This window comes from Nocardia australiensis, from assembly GCF_020733705.1.
Lineage (GTDB): Bacteria > Actinomycetota > Actinomycetes > Mycobacteriales > Mycobacteriaceae > Nocardia > Nocardia australiensis.
Window position 1 is genome coordinate 406,483 of the sequence record NZ_JAJFZM010000017.1, and the last position, 20,981, is coordinate 427,463.

Consider the following 20,981-nt stretch of genomic DNA (forward strand, 5'->3'; position numbering starts at 1 on the left):
GCGACTAGTCGGGAGTGATCGGCTCGACCGTCGGTGCACAGGCTGTCAATCGCGGCGTGGTCAGGAGAAGGTGAGGGATTCGGGTTCTTCGGCGTAGGCGCGGGCGACCTCTGCGGACAGGCGGAGGGCTTGGCGGGCCCACTCCAGTGCGGCACCGGACAGGCCGCAGGCGGGTGCCACCAGGATCTGGGTGGCGAGTGTGGTGCGGGGGAAGCCGAGGCGGTCCATGAGGCGGACGCCGGGCTCGGCGATGTCGCGCCAGGTTACCGGTTTCGCCCGCGGTGTGGCCGGGACCAGGCCGAGTACCAATTGCTTTCCTGCGTCGAGCATTTCGCCGACGCTGTCGAGTTCGCGGGTGCCGATGGTGGCCAGGTCGAAACCGATCGCGGCGGCGGTGCTACTACGAAGGAACTCCAGCGCGGGCGGCTCTGCGCAGCTGTGAACGAGTACCGGCGCGGACTGCGCGGTGACCACGGCGTCCAGCACGGCGAGCGCCTCCGGTTCCGGCATAGCGCGAATGGTGTTCAGAATGCTCGGTCCTTGCAACGCACCGTCCAGTACCGCAGTCAGCGACGGTTCGTCCAGCTGCACAACCACTTCCGCGCCCAGTCGTCTCCTGACCTCGGCCACATGCTGGGCAAGTCCCTCGGCGAGTGATTCCGAAACATCGCGTACCGCACCGGAATCGGTGAGGATTCGATGCCCGCCGGGCAGCTCCACCTGTGCGGCGAGCGTCAGCGGACCGGCGGCCTGCACCTTGACGATGCGTCCCGTGCCCGCCGAACCCGATGTTTCCCAAGCCTCTTCGAGCGCATCGAGATCCACCCGCAGCAGATCCCGGGCCCGACGCGACACCGCGCCCGGCCGCGACGCCAGCCGATAACCCCGCGTTGTCGTATCGAAACGCATGTCGATCAGCAGTGCCGATACCCGGCCGATCACGTCCGAACCCGTACCCCGCCCGGGCAATTCGACCAAATGCGCGAGCCCCGGCAGCTCACCGACAATGGTGGCCGCCGCCTCACGCGGATCGGTTCCGGGCCAGGAGCCGACGGCTGTAGCGACGCCACCGGGGATCCGCACCGCCCGATCAACGTCGGTCTGGTCGGTCTCACTCACGCTGTCTCCCCCGTACCGGGTTCGCGCCCGCTGATTCGCCGCACCTCGGCATCGGCCGAGACGATAGAACGGTAGTCGATCACCACTGGAGCGCACACGAACCGATCGGGCGAGACCCGGGCTGCCGCCGCGGCGAGCACGGCGTCGGTCACCGGGTGGCGCCTGTACCCGCGCCGCGCACGGATTCCGGCACCTCGCTCGTCGTCCCGTTGATGGTGCCGCTGCCGATCACTTTGTCGCCCTCGGCATCCGGCTGATACAACACCACGGCCTGGCCACGCGCGACACCCGTCAGCGGTTCGCGCAGACGCACCGTCAGCCCCGCACCGACCGCCTCGGAGACCGCCGGTGCCAGGCCACCGTGGGCACGCACCTGCACGACGCACTCCATCGGCGCGTTCGGCGTTTCACCGGAGGTCCAGATGGCGCGATCGGCCCGCACACCCCAGACCTCGAGGTCCTCGGCCGAGCCGACCCGAACGGTGCCGGAGTCAGGATCGATGTCGGTGACATAGCGTGGTTTGCCGTCGGCGGCCGGTCCCGGCAACCCGAGTCCCTTGCGCTGTCCGATCGTAAACCCGTGCACGCCTTCATGGTTCCCGAGCACTTGCCCCTCGCCATCGACGAGTGCGCCGGGCCGGATGCCGATCTTCGCGCCGAGGAAGGCACGGGTGTCACCCGAGGGAATGAAGCAGATGTCATGGCTGTCAGGCTTGTTCGCCACCGCGAGGCCGCGCTCGGCGGCCTCTTCGCGAATCCGCGGCTTGGGGGTGTCGCCCACCGGGAACATCGCGCGCGAAAGCTGTTGGGCGGTCAGCACGGCCAGCACATAGGACTGGTCCTTGTCGGCATCGACGGCGCGGCGCAGCACCCCGTCATCGAGCCTGGCGTAGTGCCCGGTGGCCACGGCATCGAAGCCGAGGGCAACCGCGCGGTCGGCGAGTGCGGAGAATTTGATCTTCTCGTTGCAGCGCAGGCACGGATTCGGCGTCTCGCCCGCCGCGTAGGCGGCCACGAAATCGTCGATCACATCTTCCTTGAAGCGATCGGCGAAATCCCATACATAGAACGGGATTCCGAGCACATCGGCGGCTCGCCGGGCGTCACCGGCGTCCTCCTTCGAGCAACAGCCACGCGATCCGGTGCGCAATGTGCCCGGCGTAGCCGACAGCGCCAGATGCACGCCGACCACCTCGTGACCAGCGTCGACGGCACGTGCCGCCGCTACGGCCGAATCCACGCCACCACTCATCGCGGCGAGTACTCGCATATCAGACACCTCCCTTCGCACCGGCCAGGCCCGCGGCCCTGGCCCGCTCGACAACCTGGGGCAAAACCTGTAGCAACGCGTCGACGTCGGCGCGGGTCGAGGTGTGCCCCATGGAAAAACGCAGTGAACCGCGCGCCTGCCACGGCTCGACCCCCATGGCGATGAGTACATGACTCGGCGTCGCCACGCCCGCGGTACAGGCCGAGCCGGTCGAACACTCGATCCCGGCCGCGTCCAGCAGCATCAGCAGCGAATCACCTTCGCAACCGGCGAAAGTGACGTGCACGTTGCCCGGCAGCCGGTGCTCGTCCTCGGGTCCGTTGAGCACGGAATGCGGCACAACAGCACGGATACCCTCGATCAGATCGTCCCGCAAACGGGTCAATTCGGCGGTGCGCGTAGGCAATTCGGTTACGGTCTGACGCAGCGCGGTGGCCAGTCCCACCGCCGACGCGGTGTCGGAGGTGCCGGAGCGCAGGTCCCGCTCGTGCCCGCCGCCGTGCGACAGCGGCACGCACGACACCTGCCTGCCGAGCAGCAGCACCCCCACACCGTGCGGGCCGCCCACCTTGTGTCCAGCGAAGCTCGCCGCCGATAGTCCGCTGGCACCGAAGTCGATCGGCAGCTGGGCCGCGGCCTGAATCGCGTCACTGTGCATGGGCACACCGAATTCCTGTGCCACGGCGCTCAATTCACGAATCGGCTGGATGGCGCCGACCTCGTTATTGGCCCACATGATGCTCACCAGCGCGACCTCGTCGACGTGTTCGGCCAGCGCCGCACGCAGCGCGCGCGGCGACACCACACCGTCGGCGTCCACCGGAAGCCAGGTCACCTGTGCGCCCTCGTGCTGCTCGAGCCATTCGGCGGTGTCGATGACCGCGTGATGTTCGGTCGAACCCGCGATGATCCGCGTCCGCCGCGGATCGGCGTCACGACGCGCCCAATAAATGCCCTTGATCGCCAGGTTGTCGCTCTCCGTACCGCCCGACGTGAAAATCACCTCGGAAGGCCGGGCGCCCAGGTCGGTGGCGATCGACTCGCGCGCCTCCTCCAGCATCCGCCGCGCCGCGCGCCCTGATCCGTGCAGCGACGACGCATTACCCGTCAGGCCGAGGACAGCCGTCATCGCCTCGATGGCGGCGGGCAGCATCGGTGTGGTCGCCGCATGATCGAGGTAGACCGTCTTGGGCACACCGTTGAACGGACCCGCATAAGCCGACTTCATGACCGACAAAGCCTATCCCACCGCTGACCTGGGCATCTTGCGGGTACACCCCTGCTTTCTACGATTTCTCTACGATTCCTAACACGTGTATCACCTATCGCATTCCCGGATTCGGTCGATTGACTACCGAGCAGCCGGTCCGACGTCGGCGCAAAAGGGCGGCTCCCGCTGGCAGGAGATGCGACGGTCGCGCGGCAGCGGAACGTCGCGGCGCAGGACCGCCCAGGGCTGGATGCGCCCACCCAGCGGCGCCACTGTCCGACCACGACCCATGGATCGGCATCGGCCGATGCCCAGTTCGAGGGTTGCGTGAACATTGCGTGTTCGAGTCAGGTCGGTGGAGGCCCCCAGCGCCCGAGCAGATCACCACGACGGCGTTGCTCTTCCCGGTCAGATGCATCGATCGACCATGCCCAGGAACAACGCGGACAAATCATCGAGCTGCTCCCGTCGAGCATCCGTATCGGACCGTCGACCGAACTGAACTTCGTTCCGGGCCCCGACCACACGGTGGTCACCGATGCTGATCACGGGTGCATGCCTGGTGCACATCGGAGATGGCTGTCAGATCGCTGAACATATGCTGAACTTGTGTTGCCAGCGCCGGCGCCGATGCTGGTCGGCGCAGGACTGCCACGGGACGAGCCTGGCCGCTGGGCCATCGAAATGAAATGGGACGGAAACGGGTGGGTTCCCAGATTCTCGTAATGCTGCGGGAAGTAACTCGTCTGCGAAGGTGTCCGTAATCCACTTCGCGGCAACGGGTTCGGTCTCAACAACCACAGCGCATATCGGGTCGCGGCGCCCTGAAACGACCGATATGCGACATGTGAGGATACTGTGGTGTTGTTGTAAGGGTTTGGTGGCGAACAAGTTTGTCGGCACTACACCGCGCGTAGTCTCGATCCGGTGAAAGATGCCGTGTTCGAGACCCGTCGCCCGAACGATTACCTACGCCGTCTCGCCGACTCTGATATCGGACGTCACTACAAGGCGATCGCACTGGAACAACTCGGAGTTCGAGCGGGCGATACCGTCGTCGACCTTGGATGCGGACCGGGTGCCGATCTGGCAGTCCTCGCGGATGCGGTCGGATCGGACGGGCACGTCATCGGGATAGACATCGAAGCCGCAGCCCTCGACGAGGCATCCGCCGATCATTCAGCCGACTCCCGAATCGAGCTGTGCCACGGCGATATTCACGCGCTCGCCCTGGCCGATGGCAGCGCCGACCGCGCGCGCACGGATCGTGTGCTCCAGCATGTGGCAGAACCCGCGATGGTGTTACACGAGGCGCGCCGGATTCTGCGGCCTGACGCCACTGCCGTCTTTGCCGAACCGGACTGGGACACCCTGGTCGTCGACCACCACGACCGGCAACTGTCGCGCGCCTACACCCGCTTCGTCGCCGACATCGCCGTCCGTAACGGCACGATCGGCCGGCAGCTGCCCGCCCTGGCCCTGCGATCCGGCTTCGACATCAATGACGTACTTCCGATCACGACCGTCTTTCGCGACCTCCGCACCGCAGACCGAGTCCTCGGCTTCGAACGAGTCTGTAAGCGTGCCGTCGACGCCGGCCACCTGACACAGCAACAGGCCGACAGCTGGACCCGCGGACTCGCCGTCGAACCGTTTTTCGCATCGGTGACGCTGTTCATCGTAACCGCCACCCGAAAGCCGTGAGCCCACAGTTCATCACCGGCCGACAACAGACATGCGAGCCGAGCATCACCTGGAGGTGGCGCAGTTCGTCGACGCCGAGGGCGTGGAGTCGGCGAACTCACCCCGTACCTGCTCGACATACCACCACAGCAACTCCCTGCCCTCCTCGAACAGAAACGCCTCCCGATCCCGCGGGCCCGAGCCATGAGCTCCTTTGCCCGCCACGACGAACCGCCCCCACTGGCCACGCTCCCAATGCACATCGCCCATGCCGACCGAGCACAACTCGCTCGCCCGCACCCCGGACAGATACGCGATCTTGGCCATCACGTAGTCCCGGGCCGCGACCGGATACTTCCGGGCCCGCGGTAACTCCGCGCGCCAGATCCCGAAGAACTCCGTCAGCGCGCGCCGTGAGGGTGGGATCCGCACGGTGAAGTCACCGCGGTGGCGCGGCCGGTTGAACGCGTCGACTGGTGACTCGACCGCAACCCCGAACCGGCGTGCGATCTCACCGCCGTAACGCTGCTCGAGGAACGCGAAATACCGGTCCACGCGGCGATCTTCTTTCGCATCGTCGCATGGCCGCGCTTGCCCGGGCCGGCGAAGTACTGGTCCAGCCGCCGCGATGTCAGCCGCCACGGCGCGCAACCGTAGTGCCCACATACCTCCAGCATCGGACGTACGGCAGCCTGCAGCGTCGCCGGTGTTAAACCGGCGACATCGCGAGCCCACATGTACTCGGCGATGGTCTCGTGGAACAGTTCCATCTCGTCACCGGGCTCACACGAGGCAGCCGCTCGACGTTGCAGTGTGGCAACGTCCGCGAGCCCATCATCAGGCACTCAGGCCGACACGGGCGCGGACGGGCACCCGCCCGCCCTCAAACACTTTCAAGACAGGGCCTAACTTCTCCGCTCGTCTTCGGCTCGCTGTCGTCGGTATTCCGCCGCCCTGGTCTGGTAGTTCTGGTGTTCCCGCGCGTGGTCCGGGGGAAGGTGCGGCACGTCCGGGGGCGTCGTGGCGAAAAACCGCGTGAGGGCGGTGTTCGAGTTCACGGCGAGTTCCCCGGATCGCGGGAACATCGCTGCCTCATAGCGTGCGATCGCGTCGTCGAGACTGTTCCCCTTCTCGATGGCGTGTGCGAGTTCCGCGCCATCGAGCAATGCGAGATTCGTGCCGTGACCACCGAAGGGCGCCATCAGGTGGGCCGCGTCACCGATCAGAGTCACGCCGGGGATGTGGTCCCAGGTCAGCGGAGCGGGCAGAGCCCAGAAGCTGCGCGGCACGTAGTCGCCGTCGTTGTCGGTGATCAGCGGGCGCATGACCGCGGACCATCCGCTGAACTCCCGCAACAGGTAGGAGCGGACGGCCTTGCGGTCGGTGAGGTCCACGCCGGACCTGACAGGCCAGTCGAGTTCGGCACGGAAGGCCACGTAGCCGCGGACCACGCCGTTGCTGTTGCGCTGGACGATCACCGCGCGGCCGTTGCCGTCGGTGGAGAACATGTGGCCCTCACCCACGATCGCGGCGATCTCGGGGTGGTGGGTGTCCACGTCGTCGAATCGGGCATCGAGAAAGCAGACGCCGAGGTAGCGCGGCACCGCGTCGGTGAGCAGCCGACGAACCGGAGACCACGCGCCGTCGGCTCCGATGACGAGGTCGGCTTCCGTTCCGACGCCGTTGGCGAACTCCAGTCGGTGCGTCCCGCCGCCGACCGGAGTCGCGTGCACGAGTTTGTGTCCCCAGCGGACCGTGCCGGGCCGCAGGTGCTTGTAGAGCATGGTCCGCAGTTGGCCGCGGTCGATCTCGGGAGCCGCCTCGTCACCCTCGGTGGGAGTGAACTCGGCCAAGACGGTGCCGTGATGGTCCCGGCGACTTTTGGCTTGGCCCTCGACCCGGGCCAACGCCCGGAACGCGTCCATCAGCCCGGCGTCCTCCAACGCGATCTGGCCGGAGTCGGCGTGCAGATCCAGTGTCCCTCCCGGGTCGCGGGCGTCCACGGCGGCGTCCGTGTCGTACACCGCTGGCTCCATGCCATATCCCTGCAGGATATGAGCGCACATCAAGCCAGCGGGGCCGCCGCCGACGATGGCGATGCGAGGTGGGGTCATGAGGGTGAATCCTTTTTACTCATGCTGGGGCGGTGTGCTTCTCACCGAGGGGCGTAGGCCGGACGGCCTCACCCCGCTCAGAGTAGATGAAACTGTTCGAAAAGTATATCGGTTCTGTTTTTAAGTCTGTTCTACCCGAGTGCTAGGTTGGGGGCGTGACCGAGACGGGGCGCCGCGAGCGCAAGAAGGCCGCGAACCGCCAAGCCCTGGCCGACGCGGCGCTGCGGCTGTTCCTCGAGCGCGGCTACGACGCGGTCGGCGTGCGGGAAATCGCCGACGCCGCCGACGTCTCGGTGGCCACGCTGTTCAAGCACTTCCCCGGCGGCAAGGAAGCACTGGTCTTTGATCAGGACGCCGGGCGTGAGACAGCGCTCGTCGCCGCTGTCCGCGAGCGTCCCACCGGCCACTCCATCCCGCAGGCACTGTGCCAGCTGCTGCGGGACGAGCGCTCCCGACAGGCCCGCGAAGACCCGCGCTTCGCCGATTTCCGTCGCCTGATCGACACCACGCCGGCATTGCGCGAATACGCTCGCCGCATGTGGCTGCGCCACGAGAACGCCCTGACAACGGCGATCAACGCCGACACCGGGCTACCCGAGAACGACCCCGCCTGCCAGGCGCTGGCCCACTTCGCCCTCGAAGCGGTCACCCTCGTCTACGGACGAGACGACGCCGAGTCGGCACTCGACCGAATCTTCGCCCTCCTCGACGCCGGATGGACAGACACGACGAAGCACTCCACAAGGCACGGCGGCGCCTGACCACACCACCGAACCGCTCGCGATTCCCGGTGTCGTTCAGGACATCACAGCCGAGGGTCACGTCCCCAGCGGACGGATGGCGAATGGTCATTCGATCCGCGCAACGATCGCGCGCTATCGGCGCGGCGTTCCAGTCATCATGAGGCCAGCTGAAATGCACTCACATGCCGCATATCGCGTGTTGGTTAACCGTCCGAATCGGTTGACCAACAAGGTCTTCCTGCTTGCTGGGTGGCAAGACGAGGGGTCGGGATTCACCGATGTAGTCCCTCAGGCAAGTTTGGTGTCGATACCCTCGCGCGGGTGAACCCGAGAACTTGAGCGACCACCGCGCGCAGGTTGTCGTAGCGGACTTTCCCGGTCGGGACTCCGCCGAGGCGCAGCACCGCATGTAGGTGTCCCTCGAAGAACGCTCCTTGCCCCGCCGACAGCGACGCGCGATGAATTGCCTTGCCGGAAAACGACATCCGGAAACAGAACAAATAGCAGATGACCAGCTCACCGCGCAGTCGGATCATGACGTCACCGAAGTCGACCTCGGCCTCGTCGCCTGGCCGGTGGGTTTGCGGGATGAACACCTTCGACGGGGCGCGGCCGGTCTCCGCAAGAATCTGCGGACGGCGTTGCCTCACATAGCGTCCCACCACCGGATAGGACACCTCGGACATGCCGTGCTCGTCGATCAACCGCTGAAAAAGCCGGGTCAGGGTGTGGCGTTGCTTACGCGGGGCGTCCAGATCCGCCAACAGGATCGCATCGATGATCGGCTTGAACGGCTCCAGCTTCGAGGGCCGCGGCGTGTATTCCTTGCGTTCGTTTTCGGCGCGGCAGGACCTTGTTTTTGGGGGCCAGCGTCGTGGCCCTGCAGCGTCGTAGGCTTCCGGGATGAGGATATCGCGTACGCGTATTGGGGCGTTGTGCTTCGCGGTGGTGACCGCGGCCGGAGTTGCTTCCGCTGCTCCAGCGTTTTCTTCACCGTTGACGGATTGCGGCGAGTGGCAAGTCGACACTGTCGCTTCGGGTCTGGAGCAGTTGGAGAACCTCGAGCCCGATGGGCGGGGCGGCTTCTATGTGTCGGGAGACACGAAGGTCTATCACATCGACGGTTCCGGGCAGGTGCGGACCGTTCTGGAAAACCTGGCCGCTCCGGGCGGTTTGCAGCTCGACGGAACAATCCTGTACGTCCTCACCCGCACAGACGGCAAACTGTGGCAGCTGGATACCGATTCTGGTGAATTTTCGCTGTTGTCCGACTTTCCCGGGAACGGACTCCTGCGGTTGCCCGACGGGGATTTCCTGACCACATGGGTGGGCACCGAGGGCGGCCCGTCGCGAGGTGTGTCGCGCTATGACCGTGACACCGGTGAAGTCGTCGCGAATTGGTCGCCGGTGCCGCGAGGGGAGGGGCTGGCGCTGAGTCCGGATCATCGGGTGGTGTATACCGATGATCTGTTCACCGGACAGGTTTATCGGATTCCGCTGGATGCACCGGATCGGTGGACCGTGGTGACGACGCTGCCCGGGCTCTTGGCCGGACCCGACGATCTGACCGCAAGCGCGGACGGCGACCTTTACGTCGCCGCCCACCTCGCCGGTGCGATCCACCGCGTCGATCCGGAGACAGGAGCAAGCTGCGCCATCACCGCCGCACTGCCCGCCGGTTGGCCGGGGCCCAGCTCGGTACGCATCGCGGAAGACGGTGACCGGTCGGCCCTGTATGTCACGTCCTTCGACGGCACGCTTCGTCGGTTGCGCCCGCTGGCCGATATGGACTTGGCTCCCGTTCAGGGCTTCTGAGCCGCTTGCCACCCCGGGTGTCTCACCAAGTGAGCTGCGCTGGCGCCACGATCGCGCCCTCGCCTCGCGCACAGCCTCCACCTCGACCACGACATCGGCGTCGGCGACTGGTTCACCACCCTCGCCACCCGTCCCAGGCCGGGCACCCTGACCGCCTGGTGGTCCCCGACCCGCTGCGCGCGACTGTGGGGAGATCTGGCCCGCCCCGACGGCTACGGCCGCCTCGACCCACCGGACACGGCACCACCGCCCGGCCCCGGCCAGGGCCTCGAATCGCGACATTGGGCGGTCACGGACGAGCTGAGCGTGTGATGTGACCGGCGACGCTCCGGCTGGCATCATCGACTGCTGCGTTGCCGGACACACAACAGCCCGACCCAGATTTACGATTTTTCTACGATTTAGCGCCGAGTCACGCTGGGAAATGATGGGACACGGCGAGCCGCCATAGGACGACCAGAATCGATCTACCTGCACAAACGGGTTTTTTCGGGTTCCGTAGGTCAACGACGGAATCCAGGCCGGGGTATCCCCCGCTTTCCACGATTTGCAACCCACCGGCCACCCTCCGGTATTCCCGTGGCCCGCGCGGCGAAGCGTCCCGCGATGAGCGCTCGCCCGGCCTTCCCCACCATGGAAACCGCGATCAGCGCGGCCGCGGCCATCGCGCCAGTAGGATCTGGCGACGTTGTTCGGAGGTCGAGGATGTCGCAGGAGATAGGGCACATGGCATTCGACGCAGCCGCACACTCGTAAACGGCGTTGCCGACGTAGTGAACGAGGACGAATGAGAGAGCCCCACCCGAACGTAAAAGCCGCACACGCCATGATGCGGGAGTTGAAACACCGCATCGCCACTGTGCAGGAACGGGCCGATGGGATCGTCGCGCGTCGCCCATCTCCGAGCGGTCTGGTTATCCCCGAGGTCGACGCGAAGGGCCGGCTGCGGGACCTTTATCTGGCGCCCGGCACCTGTGATCGGTTCGACAATCAGGAACTGGCCGCCGACATCATGGCCGCCATCACCGAGAGCACCGCGGACGCGCGGCGGCAGTACCACATCGCCATGAACGACCCCGACAATCTGCCGCGGCCGATCGAGGAGACCATGCGGGAATGGCAGGCGAGGACCGAACCGAACCGGCAGGTCCCCAATTTTGGGAAGGCGGAAGAATAATTCCCGGATAAACGGCGGGAGGACCGACAGAACATGCCCAACTACCTGGATCTCGAGCCGCCTCAGCTGCTCAAAGTCGCCGAGCAGCACGACGAGGCCGCCGCGAAAATCCGGAAGTGGGGTGAAATCCCGCATACCTGGCTCGCCGAATTCGAACCTACCTACGGCACGCTTGCCGAGCCGGTGCGGTCGGCTCTGGTGGATTACTACAACAGGCGTCACGACAGCGCGGAGCGCCAGGCCATCGCCCATGAGCGGGCGCGAGACCAATTGATCAAGGCGGCAGCGGAACTCGCGCGCTCGGACGACGACGGCGGGCACGACATCACGCAGACCGGTAATTTCGGCCAGACGGCCCCGCCGGGTAGTCCCGCACCCGCCGCACCAGCGAATCCCGTGGCGCCGGTGTATACCGGCGGCCCGGATACGCCGATCGCGAACGACCCCCAACCGAGGCAGCCTGCCGCCACCACACCGGACCCCTCCACGGGCAGAACCGACGGGACCGGCCGCCCCGACCAAGTTCCACTACCCCCTGCCGCGTCGGCACCGCCGCCGGTCCTGTCGATGCCACACCTCTCCGACACCTCGCCCTCCGGAGCCACCCCGGCGTCCGAGTACCCGACCGACCTCGGTATATCGGAGCCAACAGCCACCGGCGCCGACACGAACAGTGCCGCCGGTGTGACCGATGGGATGATGGCCGCGCCACTGCCGACCGGCCCGGCCCTGGCCCCGGCGGCGGTCGCGGCCGGTGGCGCGGGCACGGCACCATCGGCACCACTGTCGGCAGGCCCATTTGTGGCAGCCGTCCATGCGGCGGAGAACAGGCGGTCGCTACCACCGCTCGTGGTAGGCGATCGACTCGAAGACGACCTGGTACTCGCCCGCACGCTGCTCGCCGCAATCCTTGTCGCCGTTGCCGATTCGGCACCCGGTCCGGAATGGGCGGTGGCGGTGTGGCGGACATCCTTCGGACCCGTTATTTTCCTGACCTCCACCGAGGGACGCGGCTGGATTCCCCCCGGGCTGTTGCTGCCGTCGGAGGTCGCCCTGCCGTGGCGGTGGAACCCGGACATCGGCACCGCGGCACTGGAGGCCATCGCGGCATTGGAAGGCACCACCGACCCGGCGCGGATGCTCGCCGAGTTCGGCTCGAAGGGGAGCAGGAACGATCAGGTCCGGCTGAGCGCCCTGGTGTCGTCCGCGGCCATCCCCGACAGTCTGCGCGCAACCCTCGGTCACGATGTCGCCATCGAGGACTGGGTGCCCGCCGCCGAGTCCGCCGTCGACCTCACCGTGCCCGGTACCGGGCTGGTCGACCGACTCGCGCTGGCCGGCTCGGACGAGTTGCTACAGCAGGCGTCGACGGTGCCCGAAACCGATATTCGGGCCAAATGCCTCCAGCTGGCCCAGGCCGCGGATATGGGGGTCCAAGCCGCCGTCTCCGACGTCGATCGGGAGACCGCCATCCACCGCGCCCTGCGGCGGCAAATCCTCGATGCGCTGCACTCCGGCCGGCCCATCCCGGCGGGTTGGTGGGGCCAGCTACGCGCCGCCGATGACACGGCCGCGGCGGCACTGCGGTCACGACGGGTGAATGTGTCGTATGTTTCCGTCGATGCCCACCCGGACACACCGACCACGGAAGCCTTGCGCGACAAGGTTTTCCAGCGCCGCGCGGATGCACTGCTGCTGTTATTCGCCGGTGGCGAACCCGACCGGCAGACGCTGCGTGACGCGCTCTACGACTATGGCCAGATAGTTGATCACCCACTGTTCCCACCGGCAGCACGCGCGGTGGCGATGCGAACGGCCGAGGCGACCGGCACCGGTCGGGCGGTCTCGAACGTCGACAGTGGGCGCGGCACCGCCGCCGTCAGCGTCAGTTCCGACGCTCTCGGCGGGCCGCCGCCGTCCATCACCGAGTTATTGAGAGGTCCGGCGGAGTCCGAGCGCTTCAGTGAGCAGAGGAGAGCACGATGAGCGATGTAGACGACGCCGTCGGCAAGGTCAAAAAACACTTCGAGCCGGGGAGCTGGAACGGCGGCTTCGGCTTCCAGGACGACCAGGCCAAAGATTCGCTGAATGCGCTGTCCAAATTGAGATCGAAGGAATTCGAGGATGCGTTCAAACAACTCAAGGACATCAGCCATAGCACCGCCGCCGGCGGTAAGGGTAACGTCCAAAATAAACAATATTTGAGCGATATGCTCACAGACAAAGCCGACGAGATGAAGGAGGCCGACAAAGAAAAATACAAAGGCATCATCGACGCATTCAAGTCCGGCAAACCGGACGATTATATTGAGGCCAAAAGGAAGCAAGAGGAAGCGGCCGAAAAGCCGAAGTACGGACGTTTCGGCTGGAACGGCGAGCAAGATGAGGACGGAAAGCACTTCAAGGTTATCGACTTATGGGAACCAAAGGGTGCAAGCGAGGCGCTGAAGCTTCTGATCAGGGATACCGAGTACACCATGCAGTGGCAGCTGGACACGCTCGGCGCCGGTAATCCGAAGGCCGCTCCCGATTTCAGCAATCTGATCGAGAGCGATTCGGTCAGTGACGTAGACGGCTGGTCCGCCGTGCGAGAAAAGCACGGGGAACTAAAAGACAGACTGACCGCCCAGAAGAAAAAACACGATGAAGAAAACAAGGACGTCAAGAGCGATACGTACGACTCCAAGCTACTGGGTGCCGATACGGTCAAGAAATTCCTGCGCATCAAGGATGAGCTCAACGAACACCTCAAGTTCAAGCTCGATCTCGCCGTCACCAACCGTGTCGGCGACAAGCTCATGGACGACAACTATCAGCGCACCAGCAGTGGCGGCGCCCCCGCGACGGTCCTCTACGAGAAGGACAAGAAGACGGGCACATTCGTTCTGACCGACGAAACCGAACAGCAGTACTACGTCAAGTACATCAATAGCGCTACGGCCAGCTGGGAAAAGGCGTTCAACCTAGCTGAAAAAGAACTGCTGGAAAATGCCGGGAAAATCGACAAGCGTGATCCCGGCGACCCCAAGGGTTCCGGCAAACCGAAAGGTTCCGGCGACCCCAAGGGTTCCGGCGCCCCGAAAGGTTCCGGCGCCCCCAAGGGTTCTGGCGCCCCGCAAGGTTCCGGCGCCCCCAAGGGTTCCGGCGCCCCGGAGGGTAATCAGACTCCGACGACAAGCACTCCCCCTGACCCGCTGGACAGCCTGGGCGATAAGCCCTCGAAACCCAGTACACCCGACCCTACGTCCAGCGACCCGGGACAGAATACGAACCCCGGCGGCGGGGCGCGGCAAGGCTCTGCCGCGGGCGGAGGCGGGGGCTTGGACATCATGGGCATGGTGATGCCGTTGATCATGGCGGCGGGAACCGTGATCCCCACGGTAGCTCAGGCAATCAAGCAGCAGCAGGATGACGAAAAGCGCTCGAAGGAAGAGCGCGAAGAGCGCGAACAGGAAAAGCAGGAAAAGGCGGAGCAACAACAACCGCCTGCGGTCGATGCTCAGCAGGCCGCCGTCCCCGGTCAGCCTCCCGCTGTCAGCGCGCCTGCCCCCGCCGGTGCCCCGCCTGCCGTCAACACCGACAACAACAGCGACGCCCAGGCGGATCCCGCCAACGGCGGTCCGACGGCAACCGAACCGCCCCAGGCAGCGCCGCCGGCACTGCCCACCCTCCCCATCCCGAAGCTGTCCGTCCCGCCCGCACCGCCCGCAGTCCCGGCCCCCGCCACCGGGCAAGTCTGACGATGGTGACAACCGCAGCGGCCGGGAAGTTCCTCGTCGACCTGGCCGAGCGGTTGACGGTGTGCTGCGATCCCGGGACCATCCGCGCCGTACTGGATCGTGCCTGTGGCCGACAGCTCGACTCGCACGCGCCGGATGGACGCCGGGCCAGCACGCTGACCGTCTCCGGTATTCCGTTCGAAGCCAGTGTGAGCGGCCGCGGCGGGCAGTTCTCGCCTACGCTTCGCTATGCGACGGAGACCGCGACGCAGGAGATGGAGTTCGGCTCGCGCATCACCGCTCAGATCGCCGCGATCCGGGACCTCGTCGCCTGGTTGCCGAACGGCGATGACAATGTCGCCGACATGTTCCAGTCCTTCGTCGAGACGCTGTATCCCGATCCGGCGAAAGTTCCGGCGCGGCATGGGTTCGCCACATGGCTGGGGCTGGTCCATCCCGCCGAAACGCCACATCATGCGGCCCGTCTCAAGCTGTACGGCGATCCAACGATCGTGCCGGGGGCGTTGCACCGGTTGCGCAGCGCATGGCCCGGATTCGCGGAATTGGCCGCCGTACCCGACCACGACACACTCTTCAAGCCGGCTATTGCCGCGATCGAGGTGAACGCGCGCGGCGAGGTGAACCACAAGATCTACTCGAGGGCCAGGTACAACGACGTCGCCCTGCCGATGAAACTGGTCCGCTATTTCGGCGACGCGGCATGGGAATTGCTGTCGGAGTTCGTTCGGTGTGGGGTCGACGCGGCCACCCTCTACCAGCACGACGTCATGATCTGTTGTGCGCGCGGCGCGGGCACAACAGAATTCTCACTCTCCCTGGTCGCGACCCCGAACAATGACCTGACCGAGGTGGTACGCGAACTCGCGACCCGTCATCACGGCACCACTCATGCCGTTGACGCCCTCGCCCATGCCGCGCAATCGTGCGGGGCGAGATTGACCTATTCGGCGCTCGGACTCGGCTTTTCGCCCGAAACCGGCATCGGCAAACTCAACGTCTACGGCGCACCCACCTGGGATGCCGCATAGCACTGGCACCACCGGATGCTCGATCACCCGCCGGCAGAACCCACGGGCGCCACGATCGCGGCCGTCACGACGACGACCGCTGACGCGACAACGACCGCAATGCCATCAGGAAGTCATCCCGAACGAGGCGACCGCAGCCCCGCGATGCGGGACGCCGTAGAAGGTAACGGGAGAAGCCAAAATCGTTCCGGTACACGGCTTACAGAGCCTTGAGTTCCTCGGTGATCTCGGAGACCATCTTCTTCGCGTCGCCGAACAGCATGGAGGTTTGGTCGGCGGTGAACAGCGGGTTTTCGATGCCGGCGTACCCGGAGGACATCGACCGCTTGAGGACGATGACGGACTTGGACTGGTCGACGTTGAGGATCGGCATACCGTAGATCGGGCTGGCGGAGTCCTCGCGGGCGGCGGGGTTGGTGACGTCGTTGGCACCGATGACGACGGTGACGTCGGTGCGCGAGAACTCGCCGTTGATGTCGTCCATTTCTTTCATCGCGTCGTACTCGACATCCGCCTCGGCGAGCAGGACATTCATGTGGCCGGGCATACGACCGGCAACCGGGTGGATCGCATACTTGACCTCGACACCATTGTCCTCGAGCAGCGCCGCCATCTCCTTGACCGCATGCTGGGCCTGCGCTACCGCCAGACCATAGCCGGGCACGACGATGATCTGGTTCGCGTACGCCATCTGGATCGCCGCATCCGACGCGGAGGTGGCCTTGACGGTGCCACCACTCGATGCGGCGGCGGTGCCGCCGTCGGCGTCACCGCCGCCGAAGGAACCGAAGATGATGGCCGGGATCGACCGGTTCATCGCCTTGGCCATCAGGTTGGTCAGGATCGACCCCGAGGCGCCGACGATCATGCCGGCGACGATCATCGCCTGATTGTTGAGCGCCAGACCCGCCGCGGCGGCCGAGAGGCCGGTCAGGGCGTTGAGCAGCGAGATCACCACGGGCATGTCGGCGCCGCCGATCGGCAGGACCACGAACAGGCCCATGACACCGGCCGCGACGAGCAGCCCGACGATCAGCCACGGCGACTGCGGGTCTCCGTCGGCGTTGACACCGATGTAGACGGCCAGGCCGATCGAGACCATCGCGAGGATGATGTTCGCCAGCTGGAACGCCTTCGCCGAGGCAACGACCTTCTTCTCGAGGTTCTTGTTCAGCAACTCCTGTAGCTTCGCGAACGCCACCAGTGAGCCCCAGAACGAGACCGAGCCGATAATCGCGGCGAACAACGAGCCGACGATGAACGGCGCCGACGGCACCGTCTGGACCGCGGTGAAGCCGTCGGAGTTGAGGAACTCGGCCCATGCGATGAGCGCGACGGTGCCGCCACCGACGCCGTTGAACAGTGCCACCAGCTGCGGCATCGACGTCATCTTCGTGCACAGCGCCGGCGGGACACCGAGGACGACACCGACCGCGAGACCGGCGACGATGAGGATCCAGTTGTCGGTGTCGCGGACATCAATCAGAACGGCGACCACGGCGATCAGCATGCCGACAGAAGCGATGTAGTTGCCGCGGACCGCGGTCCTCGGGCCGGTCAGACCCGACAGACCGTAGATGAACATCGCGAACGCGACGATGTAGAGGATCGAGACGATGTAACCCATCAGGCGTCAGCCCCTTTCGTCTCGGCCGCCTGCTTGGTGGGCCGAGTGGCATCCTTCTTCGGCTTGAACATCGCGAGCATGCGGTCGGTGACGACGAAGCCGCCGATGACGTTCAAGGTGCCGAACACCAGTGCGACGAACAGGATGACCTTGATCGACCAGGGGGCATCACCGGGTAGATGACCGAGCACGACCAGCGCGCCGAGGACAACGATGCCGTGGATGGCGTTGGTGCCCGACATCAGCGGCGTGTGCAGCGTATTAGGGACCTTGGAGATGACGGCGAAGCCCACGAACCCGGCCAGAACCAGGATCGCGATGTTCGCCAGCAGTTCGGTGTACATCAGGCGTTCACCTCCTCACGGATGACGCAGGCGGCGGCGAGGATCTCGTCGTCGAAGTCCGGCGCTAGGGCGCCGTTGTCGTCGAGCATCAGCTCGATAACGGCCTGCAGGTTCTTCGAATACAGCTCGGACGCGTGCCCGGGCATCGTCGCCGGCAGGTTCAACGGGCTGCAGATCGTCACACCGTGCTTGACGACGGTGCGGCCGGGCTCGGTCAGCTCGCAGTTGCCGCCCGTCTCGCCCGCCAGGTCAACGACCACACTGCCTGGCTTCATGCCCTGCACGGCGGCGGCGGTCACCAGGCGCGGCGCCGGACGGCCCGGCACCAGCGCCGTCGTGATGACCACGTCGAAGCCCTTGATCGCGTCCTCGAGCGCCCGCTGCTGCTCGGCCTGCTCGGCCTCGGTCAGCTCGCGGGCATACCCGCCCGCACCCGCGGCGTCGATGCCGAGGTCAAGCCACTGCGCACCGACGGAGCGAACCTGATCCGCGACCTCGGGACGCACGTCGTAACCGGTGACGCGGCCACCGAGACGCCTGGCCGTCGCCAGCGCCTGCAGACCGGCGACTCCGGCACCGAGGACCAGCACGCTCGCCGGCTTCACGGTGCCCGCCGCGGTGGTCATCATCGGGAAATACCGCGTCGACTCCGATGCCGCCACCAGGACAGCCTTGTAACCTGCCACGTTCGCCTGCGACGAGAGCGCATCCATCACCTGTGCTCGCGAGATACGCGGAATCGCCTCGACCGCGAAGGCCCGCACGCCGGCTGCCCGCAGGTCCGCGATCCGGTTGTCCGCATTGCGGGGCGCCAGGAAGCCGATCAGAGTCGAACCCGGGCGCAGCTTCGCGATCTCCTCCATCGACGGCGCGGCCACCTTCGCCACGATGTCCGCGGACCACGCGTCACCGATGGTGGCGCCCGCCTCGACGTACAACTCGTCAGGAATCCGGGCAGCCAGGCCGGCCCCCAGCTCCACCACGACGTCGACGCCTTTGGCGGACAACGACGCCACAACCTTCGGCACCAACGCCACCCGCCGCTCGCCGTCGTTCGTCTCCCGAACGACACCAACACGGACCGCATCTGGTCGACTAGCAATCACGACATCTGTCGACGAATCGTCTGAACACACATTCGCACCTCTACATTCAATGGGGGACAAAGACTTCCGAGTCAACGATCAGATTCGGTCAGCCCAACGATCGAAGTGGTCTTTCTCCTCGAGACGGCAAAATACGGCGCACCGTCATCGTCGATCGACGACGACGGTGCGCTGCGTGGCAACATCCACGCGGGGTGTCGCGGCCGGATTCAGCTCGCGGACATCACCCGTCGCCCGATCTCAGGTCACCTGAGCGAATCCCAAGGGATCTCGCGATGTTGCACCGCCCTCGACCGGGATCATGCTTCCCGTGATGTAGCCGGCCGCCGGCGTCAGCAGGAACGCGACAGTTCCCGCCACCTCGAAGGGTTGCCCCAACCGCTCGAGCAACGGCTGCCGAGTGATCGATCGCGCCGCGTCGGCCCCGACCGCATCGAGGTTCTCGACCATCCGCGTTGTCAGGAAGAATCCGGGCGCGACGCAGTTGACCCGCACGCCGGCCGGGCCGTACTGCTCTGCGAGCTGCTTGACCCATATGTTCAGGGCCGCTTTCGCCGGACCGTATCCCGGGGCCGCCTTGCTCGCGTACTGGGACCACACGCTCGAGATGAAGACGATGGACCCACCGCCGTTGTGTGCGACCAGTGGCGCGAGCTGCTGGCCGAGTAGGAAGGCGTGCCGGGTGTTGACCCGGAAATCGTCCTCCCAGTCCGCGAGTGTGAACTCCGCCAACGGCTTCGCCGTCGTCTTGCCGATCACGTCGACAAACCCGTCGATGTCGCCGAACTCTCGCTCGACGAACGCCACGACCTCCGCGACCCCGGACTCAGTCGTCACGTCGGCACACAGCGACGGAGCGTTCAGTGCCGCACCGATCGACTTCACGCTCGTCGCGTCCACGTCGACACACGCCAGCTCGGCTCCCATGGAGGCCAACACCCGGCTGGTGTACTCACCGATACCGCCGCCCGCGCCGATCACGACGATCCGCTTTCCGTCCAGCCGGAACAGGCTGTCGTATGCGACTTCGGATGCGGCCAGAGGTTCATCGGCACGAAATGCTTCGGACATCATCATTCCCTTTTCGAGATCGGCTCTACGTAAACGCCCGACGAGATCTGCTGGGCGGGCTACACGGTCGTCAGGCCGTCGGCGAGGCCACCAGATCGGGTGCCGAGACAGCCTCGGCAAGGAAGCTGCCGAGGATCTGCCACGTCTGTTCAGGATGAGTGATGTTCGGCGCGTGCATGGCCGCCATCGTCACGACACGGGCGTGCGGCGCGAACTCGGCAATGCGTGCGGCCCAACCACTTTCGACCAGGACGTCGTTCTCCCCCTCGAGGAGCAGGACCGGCGTGGTCGTGCCGGTGAGGTTCGCCGGGTAGGGATCCGCCGGCCGAGCCACCTGTGCTGCCTCGGGCACCGGGATGTGCGGTGCGAACATGCACTGGTAGTGCCCGGGCTGGGTCGCCCACTTGTGTCGCAGCGCGACCTGCGCCTCGAACTCGTCGAAGGGGTCACAGAGCAGTCCGACGAGACGGCGGACGTCCTCGACGGTGCCATCGAAGGCCCCGAGCTGCGCCATGGTCTCGGTCTTCCACGGTCCCCCGGTTCCGTTGACGGTCGTCACCGATGCGATGCGGTCGACGAACTTCGAGTCGGTCAGTGCGCGCAGCGCGATCGAACCACCGAACGAGTTCCCGACAAGGTGGACCGGGGAATCGATGCCCAGTTCGTCGAGAAGCCGGAACAGGTGGGAGGTCCGGAAGGCGAACGGCGAGGTGTCCAGCGCCACGGTCTTCGCCGTACCGCCGAACCCGAGCAGGTCAGGGGCGATCACGTGATAGTCGGCAGCGGCAAGGGGAATCACGTCACCCCACGTCACATCGGCGCTGCCACCCCACGCCCCGTCGTGCAGGAACACCACTACCGGCTTACCCGGGGTGCCCGCGGACAGGTAGCGCGTAGCCGCGCCGTCCACCGTGACAATGTTCTCGATTGTCAT

20 protein-coding genes are annotated in these 20,981 nt (G+C 65.9%); 8 read left to right on the forward strand and 12 right to left on the reverse strand.

Annotated features, from left to right (window positions below):
- Positions 1 to 60: 60 nt before the first annotated feature.
- From LKE06_RS31085 to LKE06_RS31100, 4 genes are read right to left on the reverse strand one after another with little or no spacing between them, the layout of a single operon-like run.
- Positions 61 to 1,119, reverse strand: a complete 1,059-nt coding sequence (locus LKE06_RS31085; RefSeq protein ID WP_228003011.1) for a methionine synthase — start codon at positions 1,117 to 1,119, stop codon at positions 61 to 63.
- The gene (locus tag LKE06_RS31090) at positions 1,116 to 1,271 is read right to left on the reverse strand and encodes a hypothetical protein (protein WP_228003012.1); all 156 of its coding nucleotides are present in this window, start codon (positions 1,269 to 1,271) and stop codon (positions 1,116 to 1,118) included. Before LKE06_RS31090 ends, LKE06_RS31085 begins: the two co-directional genes overlap by 4 nt.
- Entirely contained in the window at positions 1,268 to 2,389 is a 1,122-nt protein-coding gene (gene mnmA, locus LKE06_RS31095) for a tRNA 2-thiouridine(34) synthase MnmA (RefSeq protein WP_228003013.1), read from the reverse strand. Before mnmA ends, LKE06_RS31090 begins: the two co-directional genes overlap by 4 nt.
- A gap of 1 nt (position 2,390) precedes the next feature.
- Entirely contained in the window at positions 2,391 to 3,617 is a 1,227-nt protein-coding gene (locus LKE06_RS31100) for a cysteine desulfurase family protein (RefSeq protein WP_228003014.1), read from the reverse strand.
- A gap of 909 nt (positions 3,618 to 4,526) precedes the next feature.
- On the opposite strand from LKE06_RS31100, the gene LKE06_RS31105 reads away from it, so the two are divergent.
- Positions 4,527 to 5,303: a methyltransferase domain-containing protein gene (locus tag LKE06_RS31105; RefSeq protein WP_228003015.1), complete on the forward strand. Its 777-nt coding sequence runs from the start codon at positions 4,527 to 4,529 to the stop codon at positions 5,301 to 5,303.
- A gap of 45 nt (positions 5,304 to 5,348) precedes the next feature.
- Here the strand turns inward: LKE06_RS31105 and LKE06_RS31110 are convergent, their stop codons facing one another.
- Together LKE06_RS31110 and LKE06_RS31115 are read right to left on the reverse strand one after the other, a co-directional pair.
- Positions 5,349 to 5,837, reverse strand: a complete 489-nt coding sequence (locus LKE06_RS31110; RefSeq protein ID WP_228003016.1) for a site-specific integrase — start codon at positions 5,835 to 5,837, stop codon at positions 5,349 to 5,351.
- A gap of 350 nt (positions 5,838 to 6,187) precedes the next feature.
- On the reverse strand, positions 6,188 to 7,396 hold the full coding sequence (locus LKE06_RS31115; protein ID WP_228003017.1) for an FAD-dependent oxidoreductase: 1,209 nt from the start codon (positions 7,394 to 7,396) through the stop codon (positions 6,188 to 6,190).
- Positions 7,397 to 7,551: 155 nt separating this feature from the next.
- On the opposite strand from LKE06_RS31115, the gene LKE06_RS31120 reads away from it, so the two are divergent.
- Positions 7,552 to 8,157, forward strand: coding sequence for a TetR/AcrR family transcriptional regulator (locus LKE06_RS31120; protein WP_228003018.1), 606 nt, complete (start codon positions 7,552 to 7,554; stop codon positions 8,155 to 8,157).
- Positions 8,158 to 8,411: 254 nt separating this feature from the next.
- Here LKE06_RS31120 and LKE06_RS31125 read toward each other — a convergent pair whose 3' ends face one another.
- On the reverse strand, positions 8,412 to 8,903 hold the full coding sequence (locus LKE06_RS31125; RefSeq protein WP_228003019.1) for a hypothetical protein: 492 nt from the start codon (positions 8,901 to 8,903) through the stop codon (positions 8,412 to 8,414).
- A gap of 139 nt (positions 8,904 to 9,042) precedes the next feature.
- Between LKE06_RS31125 and LKE06_RS31130 the strand changes: the two genes are divergently transcribed.
- From LKE06_RS31130 to LKE06_RS31155, 6 genes are all read left to right on the forward strand, one after another.
- On the forward strand, positions 9,043 to 9,954 hold the full coding sequence (locus LKE06_RS31130) for an SMP-30/gluconolactonase/LRE family protein (protein WP_228003020.1): 912 nt from the start codon (positions 9,043 to 9,045) through the stop codon (positions 9,952 to 9,954).
- Positions 9,955 to 9,993: 39 nt separating this feature from the next.
- On the forward strand, positions 9,994 to 10,266 hold the full coding sequence (locus LKE06_RS33420; RefSeq protein ID WP_228003283.1) for a replication-relaxation family protein: 273 nt from the start codon (positions 9,994 to 9,996) through the stop codon (positions 10,264 to 10,266).
- A 475-nt stretch (positions 10,267 to 10,741) separates the two neighbouring features.
- Entirely contained in the window at positions 10,742 to 11,131 is a 390-nt protein-coding gene (locus LKE06_RS31140) for a YbaB/EbfC family nucleoid-associated protein (RefSeq protein WP_228003021.1), read from the forward strand.
- A gap of 33 nt (positions 11,132 to 11,164) precedes the next feature.
- On the forward strand, positions 11,165 to 13,117 hold the full coding sequence (locus LKE06_RS31145; protein WP_228003022.1) for a type VII secretion target: 1,953 nt from the start codon (positions 11,165 to 11,167) through the stop codon (positions 13,115 to 13,117).
- Positions 13,114 to 14,871 carry a hypothetical protein gene (locus LKE06_RS31150; RefSeq protein ID WP_228003023.1) on the forward strand — a complete coding sequence of 586 codons (1,758 nt, stop codon included), beginning with the start codon at positions 13,114 to 13,116 and terminating at the stop codon, positions 14,869 to 14,871. Before LKE06_RS31145 ends, LKE06_RS31150 begins: the two co-directional genes overlap by 4 nt.
- Positions 14,872 to 14,876: 5 nt before the next feature.
- Positions 14,877 to 15,899 carry a hypothetical protein gene (locus LKE06_RS31155; protein ID WP_228003024.1) on the forward strand — a complete coding sequence of 341 codons (1,023 nt, stop codon included), beginning with the start codon at positions 14,877 to 14,879 and terminating at the stop codon, positions 15,897 to 15,899.
- Between the two features lie 199 nt (positions 15,900 to 16,098).
- Here the strand turns inward: LKE06_RS31155 and LKE06_RS31160 are convergent, their stop codons facing one another.
- From LKE06_RS31160 to LKE06_RS31180, 5 genes are all read right to left on the reverse strand, one after another.
- Positions 16,099 to 17,526, reverse strand: a complete 1,428-nt coding sequence (locus tag LKE06_RS31160) for an NAD(P)(+) transhydrogenase (Re/Si-specific) subunit beta (RefSeq protein ID WP_228003025.1) — start codon at positions 17,524 to 17,526, stop codon at positions 16,099 to 16,101.
- The gene (locus LKE06_RS31165) at positions 17,526 to 17,870 is read right to left on the reverse strand and encodes an NAD(P) transhydrogenase subunit alpha part 2 (RefSeq protein ID WP_228003026.1); all 345 of its coding nucleotides are present in this window, start codon (positions 17,868 to 17,870) and stop codon (positions 17,526 to 17,528) included. Before LKE06_RS31165 ends, LKE06_RS31160 begins: the two co-directional genes overlap by 1 nt.
- Positions 17,870 to 18,976, reverse strand: coding sequence for a Re/Si-specific NAD(P)(+) transhydrogenase subunit alpha (locus LKE06_RS31170; protein WP_228003284.1), 1,107 nt, complete (start codon positions 18,974 to 18,976; stop codon positions 17,870 to 17,872). The genes LKE06_RS31165 and LKE06_RS31170 overlap by 1 nt, the downstream gene beginning before the upstream one ends.
- 240 nt (positions 18,977 to 19,216) lie before the next feature.
- Entirely contained in the window at positions 19,217 to 20,047 is an 831-nt protein-coding gene (locus LKE06_RS31175) for an SDR family NAD(P)-dependent oxidoreductase (RefSeq protein ID WP_228003027.1), read from the reverse strand.
- A 70-nt stretch (positions 20,048 to 20,117) separates the two neighbouring features.
- Positions 20,118 to 20,981: an alpha/beta fold hydrolase gene (locus LKE06_RS31180; RefSeq protein ID WP_228003028.1), complete on the reverse strand. Its 864-nt coding sequence runs from the start codon at positions 20,979 to 20,981 to the stop codon at positions 20,118 to 20,120.

Excerpts from the sequence above, each read along its gene's own strand:
- mnmA (WP_228003013.1), bottom strand. The coding sequence starts at position 2,389 with ATGCGAGTACTCGCCGCGATGAGTGGTGGCGTGGATTCGGCCGTAGCG.
- LKE06_RS31100 (WP_228003014.1), bottom strand. The coding sequence starts at position 3,617 with ATGAAGTCGGCTTATGCGGGTCCGTTCAACGGTGTGCCCAAGACGGTC.
- LKE06_RS31115 (WP_228003017.1), bottom strand. The coding sequence starts at position 7,396 with ATGACCCCACCTCGCATCGCCATCGTCGGCGGCGGCCCCGCTGGCTTG.
- LKE06_RS31130 (WP_228003020.1), top strand. The coding sequence starts at position 9,043 with ATGAGGATATCGCGTACGCGTATTGGGGCGTTGTGCTTCGCGGTGGTG.
- LKE06_RS31140 (WP_228003021.1), top strand. The coding sequence starts at position 10,742 with ATGAGAGAGCCCCACCCGAACGTAAAAGCCGCACACGCCATGATGCGG.
- LKE06_RS31145 (WP_228003022.1), top strand. The coding sequence starts at position 11,165 with ATGCCCAACTACCTGGATCTCGAGCCGCCTCAGCTGCTCAAAGTCGCC.
- LKE06_RS31150 (WP_228003023.1), top strand. The coding sequence starts at position 13,114 with ATGAGCGATGTAGACGACGCCGTCGGCAAGGTCAAAAAACACTTCGAG.
- LKE06_RS31160 (WP_228003025.1), bottom strand. The coding sequence starts at position 17,526 with ATGGGTTACATCGTCTCGATCCTCTACATCGTCGCGTTCGCGATGTTC.
- LKE06_RS31165 (WP_228003026.1), bottom strand. The coding sequence starts at position 17,870 with ATGTACACCGAACTGCTGGCGAACATCGCGATCCTGGTTCTGGCCGGG.
- LKE06_RS31175 (WP_228003027.1), bottom strand. The coding sequence starts at position 20,047 with ATGTCCGAAGCATTTCGTGCCGATGAACCTCTGGCCGCATCCGAAGTC.
- LKE06_RS31180 (WP_228003028.1), bottom strand. The coding sequence starts at position 20,981 with ATGACAATCGAGAACATTGTCACGGTGGACGGCGCGGCTACGCGCTAC.